Below are 15025 nucleotides of genomic sequence, written 5' to 3' on the forward strand. Positions count from 1 at the left end.
TGGGACACGAATGGGTCTTCAGCCCTGCTTGCGCGCCCGGTCTGCGAGCCGCCGCGCGCGCGCTGACGCGATCGTGTCAATGAATTTTCTGGGGAGCGGCCTCACTAACAGGCGGCGGAACTTCCAACCCAGCGTCTCCCGGTCGGGGATTGCAGAGCCCGGCGGGATCCTCTGGTCAAGGATCACGCGGGAGAGGCGTGCCTGGCCGGCTTCATTGGCGTAAAGCAGCGTATTGAACCTGTACCAGTTCATGACTTCGCGCCTGTCCTTCAGTCCTGGCCGCACAAAGTCGAAGACGCTGTAGCCGAGATCCTCGAAGCGCTCGCGCCAGTAGCCAAGGGGCTGCTCGTTGATATGGTGTTCGCCGCCCTGGCCAGGAACCGCTGCCGAAAAGAGGATGACATCCCCGTGGCGGGCGAGGGAGGTCACTAACCCGGCAGCGGCCGTTTCCGGCAGGTGCTCTGCGACCTCGAGGCATTGCACGAGATCGAACCTGCGGCCAAGATCGAACGGCTGCTCGAGGTTGCGGGCGTGGAATTTCTGCGGCGCGATGTGGAGCGATGCGCGCTCGACATAATCTCCGTCTACACCCACCACATCTTCAAACCCGGCCTGCTGCCATTCACTCAGCCAGGCCCCGCGCCCGCACCCCACATCCAGAACGCTCGCGATCTCCATGCCAGATGCCAGGCGCGTGATCACCGCACGGGCGGACGCGCGGGACCCCTGCTCGATATAGTCATAAAAGGCATTGTCGTAAAAATGGGTCAAAGCCATAGTCCTCCGTCTGATAAGCCTGAGCGAGCCTGGCGGACCCTGTCGACATGGACGGGATCCACTCCAACAACTTCGTCCACCACGAAAAGGGGCCGGCGCTTCTGGCCCAGATAAGTCCTGCCGATATATTCGCCGATGACCGCGAGCAGCAGGAATTGCACGGCGCTGGTGAAGGCAACGAGCACCATCAGGCTCGTCCATCCCGATACGGTATCGAACGCGATCCAACTGAAAAGGGCATAACCCGTCACGCCCAGGAGTATGGCAAACATCAACCCGGCAAATTGCGCGGCGAACCGGAGCGGGATCATCGAAAAGCCCATGAAGGCGTCGCCAGCCAGGCGAAGCATTTTCTTCAGAGGGTACTTGGTCTGTCCGGCAAAACGGGGCTCCCGGTCATATTCAAAGGGAACCTGTTTCAATCCCAGCCAGGAGACCATGCCCCGGATGAACCGTTCCTGTTCGGGCATCGCGCACAGAGCGCGCGCCACCCGGGCCGTCATCAAACGGAAATCTCCGGCATCTAAGGGCAGGTCGATCTCTGAATGCCGCGACAGGAGCCGGTAGAAAAGAGAGGCTGAGAACTTCTTGAAGTATGTTTCCCCCTCGCGCTGGCGTCTCACCCCAAATACCACATCAGCCTGGTCGGCCTGCATCCTGTCGACCATTGCGGCCAGCAGTTCCGGGGGGTCCTGGAGGTCAGCGTCTATGACGAAGACAAGGTCGCCCGAGGCGATGCTGAGACCCGCAGTGAGGGCAAGCTGGTGCCCATGGTTCCGGGACAGTCGGATCAACCGGATGCGTGCATCCGCCCTGGCTGCTGCGCGCATCCGCTCCCAGCTGTTGTCCGTGGACCCATCATCGATGAGGATGATTTCAAATCTCTCCGGGAACCGCGCGGCGGCGGCTGCCCGGGTCCGGTCGAGAAGTTCACCAAGGCCTTCTTCTTCGTTGAAGCAGGGAATTACAACAGACAGCGCAGTGTGCCCGGCGCCGACGATAGGCCGGGCATCCTGGGAGACAGTGGATTGATCAAGTGTCATAAAAATTCCCTGTCTGCGGCCGGCCTCAGCGGCGCGCGAACACCCAAAGGCCAAAAATCACGAGGTTGACCAAGGGAAGCACCAGCATGATCAGCACAAGGCTTGCCGCCTCAGGGATCCCGAGTGCGGGCGCGGCCCAGGCCGTCACGCCGTGGGACACGAAGAGCCCGGTCCCCACAGTAATGACGAACCGTGCTGCCTGCTGCTGGTCCTTCCATGTGCGCCTGAATGTGAACACGGCATGCATGAAGTATTGCAGGCAGACGGCACAGACCAGGGCAACGGCCGAGGCCGGAACACGATCCCAGTGCGCCAGGCGGGTCATGAGAAAATAGAGGCCAGCATACAGCAGGGCGACGCAGGCGCCCGTGATCGCATAGCGGATGATTGCCGGAGCTGTTAAACCGTGCATAAGCGTAGCATCATCCTATGATTACGTCCAAGAAGTTCGCGATGAATGAACGGCCTTCTACCACACTGAGCCCGCTGACCAAGCCCCGCCTTGCCTTCCTGTCGCACTCGGTAACGGGCGCCATACTGGCAGCCGGCCTCATCCTTCTTCTGGTCACCTGGTTCTTTGCGATCCAGGCCGCCTATTGGCGGCATGATGCCTTCTACTACATCGACGCGCCGGCCGTGCTGCAGAAGGTCCGGGAAGAGGGCAGATGGCTGAACTATCTGCTCTATGACGGCCTGAGGGCGCTGCCCGGCTGGCTATGCTGGACCCTTAACATTCTGTGTGTTGGAGCCGGCCTGTGGACGATTGCGCGCGCGATCGGTCTCCCGCGCCTGGCAGCAGCCTCTATCAGCGTGACAATCCTGCTGTTTCCGGGTTTCTACGAGCAGAACACCTGGCCGGAGTCGATTCTGCCAGGATGCCTGCTGTTCATGCTGACGGCGATGGCGGCCAGACGCTGGGGATGGTGGATTGTGCCGCTGACAGGCCCGCTTTTCTTTGCGACCATTCCCTATTTCTATTTCATGCTCCCGCTCATTTTCCTGGCTGGCGCGCCCGCGCCGGCTTTCCGCGCAGCGGCCGCTATTATCGGCAAATGCGTGGCCTGGGGCGTGGGCTTGATTGCCGGTTATCTTATCGCTGCAGGCATCAATGCATTCGTCTTCGGTCATTTTGGGCTCGAGCTGTCCGCCTGGCGCCTGCCTCGGCCGGCAAAGGATCTGTCTTCTCTCCTGGACAATATTAGCCGCAGCTCACTGGGGCTCCTGGCAAATGTCTTCCTCTGGCTTCCCACTGCCGGCGTGCTCACCCTGATAGGCGCATTGCTCATATCTGTTCTCGGTTTCGCGCGGGCAAGACGTATCGAGCTGAACAATCTTGCCGGCGCGGCGCTCGCCGCTCTGGTGATGGTCCTGCCTTTCCTGATCGTCATTCCCTCAGGCATACTCGTACAGTCCAGATCGCTTCTCCCGATGGCTGCCGGCCTGATATGGCTGCCTGTTATGCTATCGGCGGGCGCAGCGCGCCCCGCGATCATTGCCGCCCTCGGTCTCTTCATTGGCCTTCCTTCCGGATGGCAGGCCCTGCAGGCGACCCGGTGGTATGCCGAATTTTCCCAGGCGCATATTGAGAATATCCGGTCCGTCCTGCCCGCCGGGGCGGGCACCTTCGACTGGGTCTATATCGATATTCCCGACGCAGGGGCGTACGGGGCACGGGTTCAGGGCACGCTGCCAACCGGCGTGAGGCGCCAGTATTTCCAGGAGGACCTTGTCGGGCCCGACAGGCTGGTGACCCCTTTGCGTGAACTCGGTGCCACGATGATAGTACCGTGCCAGTTCTGGCCCCATGAAAGATGCGAGGCTGTAAGACAGCGCGTGCCGTCTCAGGGAAGATGCGGTGATCCGGCGCACGGGTCAGTGTGCGCGCTGGCGGAGGGGGGCGATCTCCTGATTTCTGTCCAGCCCTGACCCGTGACCGGCAAGGAGCGGGACGCGCGGCGCGCCGGGCGGGGTTACCCTATTGTAACGGGCGATACGGCCTGCCTGCTGCGGTGACAACCGCCTCTGCCGGTTGAATTCGCCGCGGTGTTGGTCCAAGGAGGTTTTGCAGGAAATCCGGGCAGGCGCTCAGGGCTGCCCGGCCCGATCAGGAGCGTGCGTTTGTTGAAAGCCATCGTAACGGGCGGAGCCGGTTTTATTGGTTCGGCTCTCACACGTCACCTGGCGCTCGAGGCCGGCGCCGAGGTCGTCGTCATTGACAAGATGACCTATGCAGCCACCCGCGAGAGCCTCTCGACCGCAGAAAAAACCGGGCGGGTCCGCCTCATCGTCGAGGACATCTGCAACCAGCCGGTGATGACGGAGATCATCGCGCGCGAAAAACCCCAGCAGATTTTTCACCTGGCTGCGGAAAGTCATGTCGATCGCTCGATCTCCGGTCCCGGCGCCTTTGTGCAGACAAATGTAGTCGGCAGCTATAGCATGCTTGAAGCGGCCAGGGCCTATTGGGCCACGCTAGAGCGGGCAGCGCAGGACGCCTTCCGCTTCCTGCATGTGTCCACCGACGAAGTTTACGGCTCCCTCGGCGCCGACGGGTTGTTCACGGAAGAAACCCCTTATGATCCGTCCTCCCCATATTCAGCTTCGAAAGCAGCGTCTGATCATCTGGCCAAAGCCTGGCATCGCACTTATGGTCTGCCGGTTGTCGTGTCGAATTGTTCGAACAATTACGGGCCCTATCATTTTCCGGAAAAGCTCATTCCTCTGGTCACGCTGAACGCTCTTGAAGGCAAACCGCTGCCAGTTTACGGCAAGGGTGACAACATTCGGGACTGGCTGTTTGTGGAAGACCATGCGCGCGCGCTCGCTTTGATCGCGTCCAAGGGGCGCCCGGGGGAAACCTATAATGTTGGTGGGCGGAACGAGCGGACCAACCTGCAGGTTGTGGAAGCGATCTGCGACGAACTCGACCGTTTGCGCCCGGTGGCAGAGCCTCGCCGCAATCTGATCACATTTGTTACCGATCGTCCCGGTCATGATCACCGCTATGCTATTGATGCGACAAAGCTGGAGGGCGAACTGGGCTGGCGGGCCCAGGAGAATTTCGATTCCGGGCTTCGCAAGACGATCGCCTGGTATCTGGACAATGAAGCCTGGTGGGGACCCCTCCGGAACACTGTCTATTCAGGGCAGCGCCTCGGACTTGCAGAAAAAGTAAATGCCTGATCAGGCAGTCTATTCTGTTTGAAGAGTACAAGATGTCCAGATTAAAGGTTCTCGTGGCAGGCAGGGGCGGGCAGGTTGCCCGTGCGCTAGCCGCTTCGGCGCCCGCTGATCGTATTCAAGCAGTCTGCCTGGGCCGGCCGGAGCTCGACATCCGGGATGCCGGCAGCATTGCGCGCGTGGTTGAGGCTACCGCGCCTCACCTGGTGATCAACGCCGCCGCATACACGGCCGTCGATCAGGCAGAAAGCGAGCCGGATGAAGCCAGGCTCGTCAATGCAGCAGCGGCCGGCGTGCTGGCGCAGGCGGCCGCCGCCCGGGGCGCGCCTATCCTTCATCTCTCCACGGATTACGTGTTCAATGGCGAAAAGCCGGATCCGTATCTTGAAACCGATACGGTCAATCCGCTTGGAGTGTATGGCCGGTCCAAGCTCGAAGGCGAACAGCGCGTTGCGCAAAGCAATCCTCAGGCGGTGATCCTGCGCACTGCCTGGGTCTACAGCCCTTGGGGCAAGAATTTTGCCAAGACCATGCTGCGTGTTGCAGATACCCGTGATGAACTGGCCGTTGTGCATGATCAGCGGGGAAACCCGACAAGCGCGAACGATATTGCCGCCGCCTTGTGGGCCATCGCGCTGCAGTATGCTGAAAATCCGAAGGCAATTGTTCCCGGCGTCTTTCATATGACGGGGGCCGGCGAAGCCAGTTGGGCGGAGTTTGCCGAAGAAATATTTGCCGTGAGCTCTGCCGCAGGCGGACCTTCGGCTCAAGTAAAACGGATCACGACTGCCGAGTATCCAACACCGACGCGGCGGCCTGCCAACTCTCGGCTGGATTGCAGCCATCTGGCGGCGATCTATGGGGTTGCGCTTCCGGATTGGCGGTCAAGCACCCGCAGCGTCGTCGAAGAACTCGTAAGAACGAAAGGTTGGAGCGCATGAAGGGGATTATTCTCGCCGGCGGTAAGGGCACACGTCTGTACCCGATTACGCGCGGCGTTTCGAAACAGCTTCTGCCCGTGTATGACAAGCCGATGATCTTCCACCCGGTCACGACGTTGATGATGGCCGGGATACGCGACATGCTGATCATTTCAATGCCGGAGGCTCTGCCGGCCTATCAGCGCCTTCTCGGCTCGGGTGAGGACTGGGGCATGAATTTCAGCTATGCCGAGCAGGCAGAGGCGCGCGGCCTTGCTGAAGCATTTCTGATCGGCGCAGACTTTGTGCGCGGCGGTTCAAGTGCCCTGGCGCTGGGCGATAACATGTTCTACGGGGCAGGCCTGCGCGGCGATCTGAAAGAGGCTGGCCAGCTTCAGTCCGGCGCGGAAGTCTTTGCTTTTCAGGTGACAAACCCAACCGAATTCGGCGTGGTCGAGATAGACCGGGAGGGCAAGGCTCTCTCGATAGAAGAGAAGCCGTCAAAGCCCAAGAGCAACTGGGCAGTCACTGGCCTCTATTTTTATGACAACCAGGTGGTCGACATCGCGCGTGAGGTGAAACCCTCCGCCCGCGGAGAACTTGAGATCACCGCAATCAATGATTTCTATCTGCAGAAGGGGCAGCTTAATGTGAAGCGCCTTCCGCGGGGCACGGCCTGGCTTGATGCGGGCACGTTTGACGGGTTGATCCAGGCGTCGCAATTCGTCCAGACACTGGAAAAACGCCAGGGGCTGAAGGTTGCATGTCCTGAAGAGGTTGCCTGGCGCTGCGGCTTCATTGACGACGCGCAGGTGGAAAAACTCGCGGCCGGGTACAAGAACGAATATGGCGACTATCTGCGTCACCTGCTCGTGAGCGATCACTGATCGGCAGGCTTGTTCGTCAGATCACGGACATGCGCCTTCCGGGCGCTCATGAGCCAGGGATTCCAGGCCATCCTTGAAAGAAGGTGGCGCGTTTTCATCCTGTGCCGGGGAAGTTTCCAGGCAGATGGCCTGCGGATTTGCGGCAGGCCTGCAACGCCGTCCTTGAGGCCGCGCAACATTGGCTTGAAACGCGGGGTAAAGACGTTTCTGGCCGCAATATACAGCGTCAGCGCGACATGGCCCGGCAAGGTCGCCAGAAGGATCCCGGCGGGCATGTTCTTGAAATAGGTCCAGACCCTGTTGCGTGTCCCGTGATAGGTGGAGAATGCGCTTGTCCGTCCGGTTATTCCACTGCCGGCATGATGCACGACAGCCGTGTTGACGAACAGGCAATCATGCCCGGCCAGTTGCAGGCGAAATCCCAGATCAACATCTTCGCAATAGCAGAAGAAGCGCTCGTCAAAGCCACCGAGATCGCGGAACAGAGCCAGGTCATACATCGCCGCTGCGCCGCACGCGCTGAAACACCAGCCCATGCCGGGAAGTTCGCTTGCCGGCCGCCCGAACCCGCCCTGCCAGGGAATACCAAAGACAAGATAGGCGTCTCCCGCGCCATCGAGTGTATCGGCCGAGTTCAGGTCAAATTGAGCGGAGGCGAAGTTGCGGCAATCAGGATGAGCGTCGGCGGCCGCGAGCAGGTTTTCCAGCCAGTCGGGCTCGGCGACGGTGTCGGGATTGAGCAGAGCGAGCCACCTGCCGGTGGCAAGCTCTGCGGCACGGTTGTTCCCGCCAGCAAATCCGATGTTCCCCGGGCTGCGCACCAATCGCGCGGCGGGAACGGCCGATAGGTCAAGCGTATCGGCAGATCCATCCGTCGACGCATTATCAAATACGATCAGCTCGAAATCCCGCACCGTCTGTCGGCTGAGGGAATCGACCGCCTGCTGCAGGAACGCGCCGCCATTATAGTTGATGATGACGACGGAAACTCTGGGGGGGCTCATCACAGGCTGCCGACCACTACCCGTTCAGTGCCTGATGAATTCGTTTCAGGGTGGTCAGCAGCTCACTGGCGGCCGACAGCGGCAGGCAGCTGGGGCCATCACAAAGTGCCTTGTCCGGATCGGTATGGAACTCCAGGAAAACGCCATCAGCGCCTGCGGCCACGGCTGATTTGGCGATGATGGATACCCCATCCCGGCGGCCACCGGTGGAGGCGCCGGCGGTGCGGGGGTCCGCGCCGGGAAGCTGCACGGCATGGGTGGCGTCGATGGTGACCGGGCAGCCAAGCTTTTTCATTTCCGGAATGGAGAGCATGTCGACGACGAGGTTGTTGTAGCCGAAGCTCACCCCCCGCTCGCACAGGATGACGCCGGTTTCCGGCGCCACTTCGGCAATCTTGGTCAGGATGTTCTTGGCGTCCCAGGGGGCCATGAACTGGGCCTTCTTCGCTTGGATCAGGGCCTTCTCCTTGGCGGCGGCTTTTGCCACGGCAATCACCAGATCAGTCTGGCGCACAAGGAAGGCGGGCAGCTGGATGATGTCGGCAACTTCGGCCACGGGCTCTGCCTGGAAAGGCTCATGCAGGTCAGTCACGACCGGCACGCCCAGCTTCGCTTTGACGCTGGCCAGGTATCTGAGGCCCGCCTCGAGACCGGGACCGCGATAGGACTTGATCGAGGAGCGGTTTGCCTTGTCGAAGCTTGCCTTGAACACATAGGGCAGTCCCAGGCCGCCGCAGATGCGTTTCAGTTCCGTACCAACTTCCAGTGCCAATCCCTCGTCTTCCAGAACATTGAGACCCGCCATTACGGCCAGCGGGCCATTTCCGCCAATGGTCCAGCCAGAAGGTGTGTGGGTCAGCGCTGTCATGGTCGGGGTACTCCGGAATCCTCGTAACGCGGCTAGTTAGCGCAAATTCACTCTGATCGCGAACCTGTTTCATCATCTGCAGAAACAAAGAAGCCGCCCTGTCGAAGGGCGGCTCCCGTGAGCCCCGTGGGGCCCGTCAGATCGCGGCGCGTTTCAGCGCCGAACCTGTATCTCTAGGCGCGGACTGGAGGCTGCTCCAGCCAGACACCATAGGATACAGACCCAACGGCCTCACCTGGTTTCTCACTCGACATTGGATCACCTCCTTTCAGGCGTGCAACACGCACGTTCTTTTGCCCTGGACCATCCAGCGCAAGGAGAAGCTAATCACGATTTGCGCCAAATGTAAGTTAACATCGCGGTGAACTCGGAAATGCCCGCAAAACGCAAAAAAAGCCGCCGCGTGTGTGTCGCGGCGGCTTGGAAGGAAGGCTTGGAGAGGGGAGCCTTATTTCTTGGCGGCGGTGTTGCACTCGGCCAGTTCTTCAGCGGTCAGCTCGGCAGACGTGTTGCGGAATGCGGTGACGGCGCCGACTTCCTTGGCGATCTTCTTGCAGACGCGCACGGTCGGGGCTTTGCGCTTCAGATCGCCGGTGCAGACGGAGCCATCACAGGTCCAGACGACGCTTTCAGCGATGACGCGCTTCTGAGAGACAGGTTCAGCGGTTTCAAAGGTGTAGCTGGCGAAAGCCGGAAGGGCGAGGCCAGCGAAAGCCAGAGCGGCGATAGCGGAACGGAGCATGGGAGGTTGCCTGTGTTCGGTTGGTTGTTGCTGCGATTTTTTTGGTGGGGCATTGCTGCCTAATTTTCAGGCTAAAGAACGCTGAACATTTCGTCAAGCGTTCAGAGTGCTGAATTCAGGATTTTGGAGAACGGATCGTTCCATTTGCTGCGCTGCAGCACATTCTGCGGGCTTCATTGCCCCGGCGGCACAAATTGTCCAGCGCCAGAGCTGGCGTAAGGTGAGTGCATACTGACGCAGCCCGAGGAAACGCCCATGGATTTCAACATCCCAAAGGACATCGCCGACTATCTGGTCGTGCTGGACAAATTTATCGAAGACGAGATCAAGCCGCTCCAGGCCCAGGACGACAATGAGCGCTTTTTCGACCATCGCCGGGAATGGGCGCGTACCGATTTTGAAAATGGCGGCCTGCCACGTCCCGAATGGGAGCAGCTGCTGAAGGAAGCCAAGCGCCGCGCCGACAAGGCAGGCCACCTGCGCTACGCCCTGCCGAAGGAATTTGGCGGCCAGGACGGCACCAATCTCGGCATGGCGATCATTCGCGAGCATTTCGCCCGCAAGGGCCTCGGCCTGCACAATGACCTGCAGAACGAACACTCCATCGTCGGCAACTTCCCGCAGATCCTGATGCTGCGCGACTTTGCGCGGCCCGACCAGAAACACCTCGCCACCGCCGCGCTGGAAGGCAAGTTCATTGCCTGCTTCGGCCTGACGGAGCCCCATCACGGCTCTGATGCCACCCATATGGAAACCCGCGCTGTCCGCCACAAGAAAGACGGCAAGGATGGCTGGCTTATCAATGGCGAGAAAATGTGGATCACCGGCATGCATGTGGCCACCCACATCATGCTGTTCTGCCGCACAAGCGGAAAGGATGGCGACGCCAAGGGCATCACCTGCCTGCTCATTCCAGCCCGCGATCCCGGCGTGATCATTGAAGAGTATATGTGGACCTTCAACATGCCGACGGACCACCCGCGTCTGACCATCAAGGATGTCTGGGTGCCGGAAGATGCCGTGTTTGGCCCGCCGGAAGGCGGCCTGGCGCTCGCGCAGCATTTCGTGCATGAAAACCGTATCCGCCAGGCAGCCTCCTCCTGCGGCGCGGCGCTCTACTGTATTCAGGAAAGCGTGAAATATGCGTTGGAGCGCAAGCCCTTCGGCAAGGCGCTGGCGACGAACCAGGCGATCCAGTTCCCGCTGGTGGAGCTTGCCACGCAAGCAGAGATGCTCCGCTTGCTGATCTTCAAGACGGCGTGGGAAATGGACCAGATGTCGAAGCCGGAAGTGGCGATCAAGCTCTCCGACAAGGTGTCGATGTGTAACTACTACGCCAACCGTCTCGTCTGTGAAGCGGCCGACCGGGCCATGCAGGTGCATGGCGGCATCGGCTATTCGCGCCACAAGCCGTTCGAGCATATCTACCGCCACCACCGCCGCTACCGGATTACCGAAGGTTCCGAGGAGATCCAGATCCGCAAGGTGGCCGGCCACATGTTCGGCTTCATGGGCCCTGGCAAACACGGCCAGCCCAAAGGCGAAACCGGTAAAGGCGGCAAGAGCACCGAACCGACGGATTTCGCGGTGAGATAAACGCGCCCTGCCTTCCAGGCGCAAAAAAGCCTTCGCGGAAATCCGCGAAGGCTTTTTCTTTGGCGCAAGAGATCAGGTGAACTCGAAACGCACCGGCAGGCTCTTCAGGCCAGAGACGAAATTGGCGCGCGTGTTTTTCGGTTCGCCGGCGAGTTCGATGGATTTGAGGCGCGGGAGAAGCTCCGCAAACAAGGCCCTGATTTCCATCCGGGCAAGGTGCATCCCAAGGCAGAGGTGCACGCCATGCCCGAAGGCCACCTGCTTCTTCACGTCCCGGTCGACCCGGAATTCGAAGGGCTGATCAAACACCTCCTCATCCCGGTTACCAGACCAGTAGAAGAGGGCGAGCCCGTCGCCCTTGCGGATGGTCTTGCCGCGCAGGTCATAATCCTTCGTGGCCGTGCGCATGAAATGCTTCACCGGGGTCACCCAGCGGATCATCTCTTCTACGGCGTTGGGCAGCAATGAGAGATCATTCTTCAGCTTCATCAGCTGATCGGGCTGGCGCATCAGCTGCAGCAGGCCGCCGGACGCGGTCGAACTCGTCGTGTCATGGCCGGCGGTGGCCACGATGATGTAATAGCTCATCGCTTCGCGCTCGCCTATGGGGGCGCCATCAATCTTGCCATTGGCAATGATGCTGGCAAGGTCGTCCTTCGGGTTGGCGCGGCGATCGGCCGTGATGGCTCCGAAATAGGCGAACAGCTCCTGCGCCGTCTGCAGCAGGTCCACGCCCTGATCGCTGGTCATCGAGGCGCCGTCCTCGGAAACATTGCTGCTTTCGGCGGCCACATCCGGGTCGCCCGGCCCGAAGATCTCCTGCGTCATCTTCATGATGAATTTCTCATCCGAGCGCGGAATACCCAGGATCGAATTGATCACCCGCAGCGGATACCAGAGCGCTACTTCCTTGACGAAATCGCACTCGCTCCCAAGGCTCTGCATGTGATCGACATGCTCCTTGGCGAGGCCCGCAATGCGCTCTTCCAGCTTGCGCAGATTGGGCGGCATGAACCAGCCTTGGGTAAGTGCGCGCAGCTTCATATGGATGGGATCATCCAGATCGACCAGCGTGCGGAACAGGTGCGTGTCGCCGGTCATGGATTTGATCCACTCCTCCCCGGCAATCGGGCTGAGATAGGTCCGCGCGCTGTTGATGAAAATCGGATGCTGGCGTTCGATCTCCAGAATGTCGGCCTGTTTGGTGACAGACCAGAACGGCCGGAAGCCTTCGGGCTGCGTCCAGTGAAGCGGGTCTTCCCGCCTCAGCCGCGTATAGACATCATGGATCTCTTCGCTGGCATAAAGCTCCGGATTGACAATCTCATCATCAATCCGGCCCCGCTTGAAGCCTGGAAAGGGCGTCAGTGCGCCGTCATCTGCCATATCAGTTTCCTCCCGGCACTTTGTGCTCAGGGAGAAGGGTTGCGACTTGCCGTAAGGGGCGTCAAGCGTCTCGCCGGTCCGATTTCTTTTTCCTGCCCCGGCTGACTTCGGTGGCGAGCGATTCCAGCTTGTGCGTCCAGAAGCCTCTGAAGTGGCCGAGCCAGTCGTCCACCTGCCGCATCGGCGTGGCATCCAGCGTGTAAACGCGCCGTGCGCCGTCGGCATCGACCGTCGCAAAGCCGTTCTCCCTCAGCACCTTTAGGTGCTGGGACACGGCTGCTTGGGAAATGCCGAACTCGGCCTGGATTACCTCGACAACTTCGCCCGAAGCGTGCCGGCGCTCAGCCAGCAGTTCCAGGATGCGCCGGCGCACGGGATCGCCCAAAACATCAAATGCATGCATCAGCTCTCTCCGGGCGGGGCTTCGCCGAGATAGAAGGCGGCCGTGTTCGCCGCCGCCAGCCGTGCCGCTTCGGCGTCATTGCCAGCTGCCACCGAAGCTTCGCGCCAGCCATCGCTGCTGCGGCGGACAAAGCTGCGGTATTCCTCCGTCTGCATCCATTCTGTGTCGGCCTCGGGCGGTTTCGCCCAGCCGGTTGCGATATGCGTCTGCAAGCCAAGCAGGCCGAGATCCCAGCCGACGCCGGTGGCGCCGGGGCCATACTTGGCGGCCCATTCCGGATCGATATGCGCCTCATGCACCGGCTGCAGATGCGTTTCATCCTCCGAGATGACGCGCAGGTACACCTCCACCCAGCTGACATTCCCGGCAAATTCCCAGGTCAGCGTGAAGCTCCTGGGCGGATCGCAGGTGAGGACCGTGCCGCCGGCATTGCCCTCCACCTGATAACGCCCGCCAAGCTTCAGATCGCCGGTGACCGGGGAGAACCAGCGCGGCAGCCGCTCGGGATTGGTCAGCGCGTCCCAGAGATCATCGATATCCGTCGGATAGCTCCGCTCGGCGATCACCGCTTCCGCCGGTTTTCCCTCCCGCTCCCGCTTGCGGACAATGCGGGATGTTGCGCCGATTGCGGCGGCAATATCATGGCTCATGGCGAGGTCCTTCTTATAAGTCAAAACTTATATAAGTTCAGACTTATTTTTCGGTCAAGCGCAAATGCGCGGGCGCCTAAAGCCGCTCAAACGCCGCCGTAAAGTGCCGCATCATCGGTGGCTCTTTCACGATGCGCAGGCCCTTGAGCTTGTCCTTTGCGGCGGCGACTTCTTCCAGCACTTCAACCACATAGTCCGCATGGCTCTGCGTGTAGACCCGGCGGGGCATGGCGAGGCGGACGAGGTCCATGGCGGCAGGCGCTTCGCTGCCATCAGGCTTGCGGCCGAACATCACAGTGCCGATCTCGCAGGCGCGGATGCCGCCGGTTTCATACATCGCGCAGGTCAGCGCCTGGCCGGGATATTCCAGCGGCGGAATATGCGGCAGGAATGCGCGCGCGTCGATGAACACGGCATGCCCGCCTGCAGGCTTCACCACCGGCACACCCATCGCGTCCAGTCTTTCGGCGATATAGGAATTCGTCCGTACCCGGTAGCGCAGGTAATCCTCGTCGATGATTTCCGTGAGGCCCTGGGCAATGGCGTCAAGATCGCGCCCCGCAAGCCCGCCATAGGTGGGAAAGCCCTCGGTCTGGATCAGCAGGGTGCGGGCGCGCTCGGCGAGGGCGTCGTCATTCAGGGCCAGCCAGCCGCCGATATTGGCGAAGGCATCCTTCTTGGCGCTCATCGTCATGCCATCGGCCACAGCAAAACAATCCCGCACGATCTCCTTGATCGAGCGGTCTTTCTGCTCTTCCTCGCGCAGCTTGATGAACCACGCATTCTCCGCAAAGCGGCAGCCATCAATATAGAAGGCCTTGCCATGGGCTTTCGCCAGCGCGGCCGCCCCCCGGATATTCTCCAGGCTGACGGGCTGGCCGCCCCCGGCATTGTTGGTGATGGTCATCATCACGGCGGGAATGCGTTGGCCCTGTTCATTGAGCACACGTTCGAGCGCGGCCAGATCCATATTGCCCTTGAACGGATGATCCAGCGACGGCACACGCCCCTCGGCAATCGGAATATCCAGCGCCTCTGCCCCCATCGCCTCGATATTGCCGCGCGTGGTGTCAAAATGGGTGTTGGAGGGGATGAGGTCGCCTTTCCTGGCGATCAGCGTGAAGAGAAGATGTTCGGCGGCCCGGCCCTGATGGGCGGGAATGATGTGGCGGAAATCCATCAGGTCTTTCACCGCCGCCTCGAACCGGTAGAAGCTCGGCGCCCCGGCATAGCTTTCATCCCCGGTCATCACCGCGCCCCATTGGGCCGCGCTCATGGCGGAGGTGCCGCTGTCGGTCAGAAGGTCGATGATCACATCCTCCGAATGCAGCTTGAAAAGGTTAAAGCCCGCCGCCTTCAGCAGGGCCTCGCGCTCGGCGCGCGTGGTCATGCGGATCGGCTCGACCGATTTGATGCGGAAAGGTTCGATGATGGTCTTCATGAGGGGCACTCCCGGCTGAAACGTTCCTGGGAGTGGGGCCCTGGTGACAGATGCCCCGCGCACAGGAACTGGTCGCGCCGCGGTTGCCTCTCCAGTTGCCTGGATGACGGCCGCGCTCAGCGCCTGTT

The 15025-nt window shown here is 60.8% G+C and carries 15 protein-coding genes; 5 read left to right on the forward strand and 10 right to left on the reverse strand.

Annotated features, from left to right (window positions below; genetic code table 11):
* Window positions 1-18: 18 nt before the first annotated feature.
* Genes HPO_RS01375 through HPO_RS01385 form a run of 3 tightly spaced genes read right to left on the reverse strand, consistent with a single transcriptional unit; the run spans window position 19 to window position 2232 of the window.
* Entirely contained in the window at window positions 19-777 is a 759-nt protein-coding gene (locus HPO_RS01375) for a class I SAM-dependent methyltransferase (protein WP_035593489.1), read from the reverse strand.
* Window positions 768-1820, reverse strand: a complete 1053-nt coding sequence (locus tag HPO_RS01380) for a glycosyltransferase family 2 protein (protein WP_051612152.1) — start codon at window positions 1818-1820, stop codon at window positions 768-770. Before HPO_RS01380 ends, HPO_RS01375 begins: the two co-directional genes overlap by 10 nt.
* Before the next feature lie 25 nt (window positions 1821-1845).
* A complete protein-coding gene (locus HPO_RS01385; protein ID WP_051612153.1) occupies window positions 1846-2232 on the reverse strand; it encodes a GtrA family protein in 387 nt (128 codons plus the stop codon).
* 41 nt (window positions 2233-2273) lie between these two features.
* Here HPO_RS01385 and HPO_RS01390 point away from each other — a divergent pair, with 41 nt between their 5' ends.
* The 4 genes from HPO_RS01390 (at window position 2274) to rfbA (ending at window position 6807) form a co-directional block, all read left to right on the forward strand.
* Window positions 2274-3746, forward strand: coding sequence for a hypothetical protein (locus HPO_RS01390; protein WP_157532601.1), 1473 nt, complete (start codon window positions 2274-2276; stop codon window positions 3744-3746).
* A 195-nt stretch (window positions 3747-3941) separates the two neighbouring features.
* Window positions 3942-5003, forward strand: coding sequence for a dTDP-glucose 4,6-dehydratase (gene rfbB, locus HPO_RS01395; RefSeq protein WP_035593493.1), 1062 nt, complete (start codon window positions 3942-3944; stop codon window positions 5001-5003).
* Between the two features lie 32 nt (window positions 5004-5035).
* Window positions 5036-5941: a dTDP-4-dehydrorhamnose reductase gene (gene rfbD, locus HPO_RS01400; RefSeq protein WP_035593495.1), complete on the forward strand. Its 906-nt coding sequence runs from the start codon at window positions 5036-5038 to the stop codon at window positions 5939-5941.
* Window positions 5938-6807 carry a glucose-1-phosphate thymidylyltransferase RfbA gene (gene rfbA / locus HPO_RS01405; RefSeq protein WP_035593497.1) on the forward strand — a complete coding sequence of 290 codons (870 nt, stop codon included), beginning with the start codon at window positions 5938-5940 and terminating at the stop codon, window positions 6805-6807. Before rfbD ends, rfbA begins: the two co-directional genes overlap by 4 nt.
* Here the strand turns inward: rfbA and HPO_RS01410 are convergent.
* From HPO_RS01410 to HPO_RS01420, 3 genes are all read right to left on the reverse strand, one after another.
* Window positions 6801-7811, reverse strand: a complete 1011-nt coding sequence (locus HPO_RS01410; RefSeq protein WP_035593500.1) for a glycosyltransferase family 2 protein — start codon at window positions 7809-7811, stop codon at window positions 6801-6803. The two genes, rfbA and HPO_RS01410, sit on opposite strands and share 7 nt — an antisense overlap.
* A 16-nt stretch (window positions 7812-7827) precedes the next feature.
* On the reverse strand, window positions 7828-8679 hold the full coding sequence (gene kdsA / locus HPO_RS01415; RefSeq protein ID WP_035593502.1) for a 3-deoxy-8-phosphooctulonate synthase: 852 nt from the start codon (window positions 8677-8679) through the stop codon (window positions 7828-7830).
* Between the two features lie 448 nt (window positions 8680-9127).
* Entirely contained in the window at window positions 9128-9421 is a 294-nt protein-coding gene (locus HPO_RS01420; protein WP_051612154.1) for a DUF8200 family protein, read from the reverse strand.
* 255 nt (window positions 9422-9676) lie between these two features.
* Between HPO_RS01420 and HPO_RS01425 the strand changes: the two genes are divergently transcribed.
* Window positions 9677-11017, forward strand: coding sequence for an acyl-CoA dehydrogenase family protein (locus HPO_RS01425; protein WP_035593504.1), 1341 nt, complete (start codon window positions 9677-9679; stop codon window positions 11015-11017).
* Window positions 11018-11089: 72 nt separating this feature from the next.
* Here HPO_RS01425 and HPO_RS01430 read toward each other — a convergent pair whose 3' ends face one another.
* From HPO_RS01430 to HPO_RS01445, 4 genes are all read right to left on the reverse strand, one after another.
* A complete protein-coding gene (locus HPO_RS01430) occupies window positions 11090-12403 on the reverse strand; it encodes a cytochrome P450 (RefSeq protein WP_051612155.1) in 1314 nt (437 codons plus the stop codon).
* Window positions 12404-12464: 61 nt separating this feature from the next.
* Window positions 12465-12806 carry an ArsR/SmtB family transcription factor gene (locus tag HPO_RS01435; RefSeq protein ID WP_035593507.1) on the reverse strand — a complete coding sequence of 114 codons (342 nt, stop codon included), beginning with the start codon at window positions 12804-12806 and terminating at the stop codon, window positions 12465-12467.
* Window positions 12806-13456, reverse strand: coding sequence for an SRPBCC family protein (locus tag HPO_RS01440; protein WP_035593509.1), 651 nt, complete (start codon window positions 13454-13456; stop codon window positions 12806-12808). Before HPO_RS01440 ends, HPO_RS01435 begins: the two co-directional genes overlap by 1 nt.
* A 76-nt stretch (window positions 13457-13532) precedes the next feature.
* The gene (locus HPO_RS01445; RefSeq protein ID WP_035593511.1) at window positions 13533-14897 is read right to left on the reverse strand and encodes a tryptophanase; all 1365 of its coding nucleotides are present in this window, start codon (window positions 14895-14897) and stop codon (window positions 13533-13535) included.
* Window positions 14898-15025 lie beyond the last annotated feature (128 nt).

Source organism: Hyphomonas polymorpha PS728 (genome assembly GCF_000685315.1).
Classification (GTDB): domain Bacteria; phylum Pseudomonadota; class Alphaproteobacteria; order Caulobacterales; family Hyphomonadaceae; genus Hyphomonas; species Hyphomonas polymorpha.

Excerpts from the sequence above, each read along its gene's own strand:
- HPO_RS01380 (WP_051612152.1), bottom strand. The coding sequence starts at position 1,820 with ATGACACTTGATCAATCCACTGTCTCCCAGGATGCCCGGCCTATCGTC.
- HPO_RS01425 (WP_035593504.1), top strand. The coding sequence starts at position 9,677 with ATGGATTTCAACATCCCAAAGGACATCGCCGACTATCTGGTCGTGCTG.
- rfbD (WP_035593495.1), top strand. The coding sequence starts at position 5,036 with ATGTCCAGATTAAAGGTTCTCGTGGCAGGCAGGGGCGGGCAGGTTGCC.
- HPO_RS01390 (WP_157532601.1), top strand. The coding sequence starts at position 2,274 with ATGAATGAACGGCCTTCTACCACACTGAGCCCGCTGACCAAGCCCCGC.
- HPO_RS01440 (WP_035593509.1), bottom strand. The coding sequence starts at position 13,456 with ATGAGCCATGATATTGCCGCCGCAATCGGCGCAACATCCCGCATTGTC.
- HPO_RS01430 (WP_051612155.1), bottom strand. The coding sequence starts at position 12,403 with ATGGCAGATGACGGCGCACTGACGCCCTTTCCAGGCTTCAAGCGGGGC.
- HPO_RS01375 (WP_035593489.1), bottom strand. The coding sequence starts at position 777 with ATGGCTTTGACCCATTTTTACGACAATGCCTTTTATGACTATATCGAG.
- kdsA (WP_035593502.1), bottom strand. The coding sequence starts at position 8,679 with ATGACAGCGCTGACCCACACACCTTCTGGCTGGACCATTGGCGGAAAT.
- HPO_RS01435 (WP_035593507.1), bottom strand. The coding sequence starts at position 12,806 with ATGCATGCATTTGATGTTTTGGGCGATCCCGTGCGCCGGCGCATCCTG.
- rfbA (WP_035593497.1), top strand. The coding sequence starts at position 5,938 with ATGAAGGGGATTATTCTCGCCGGCGGTAAGGGCACACGTCTGTACCCG.
- HPO_RS01410 (WP_035593500.1), bottom strand. The coding sequence starts at position 7,811 with ATGAGCCCCCCCAGAGTTTCCGTCGTCATCATCAACTATAATGGCGGC.
- HPO_RS01420 (WP_051612154.1), bottom strand. The coding sequence starts at position 9,421 with ATGCTCCGTTCCGCTATCGCCGCTCTGGCTTTCGCTGGCCTCGCCCTT.
- HPO_RS01385 (WP_051612153.1), bottom strand. The coding sequence starts at position 2,232 with ATGCACGGTTTAACAGCTCCGGCAATCATCCGCTATGCGATCACGGGC.
- HPO_RS01445 (WP_035593511.1), bottom strand. The coding sequence starts at position 14,897 with ATGAAGACCATCATCGAACCTTTCCGCATCAAATCGGTCGAGCCGATC.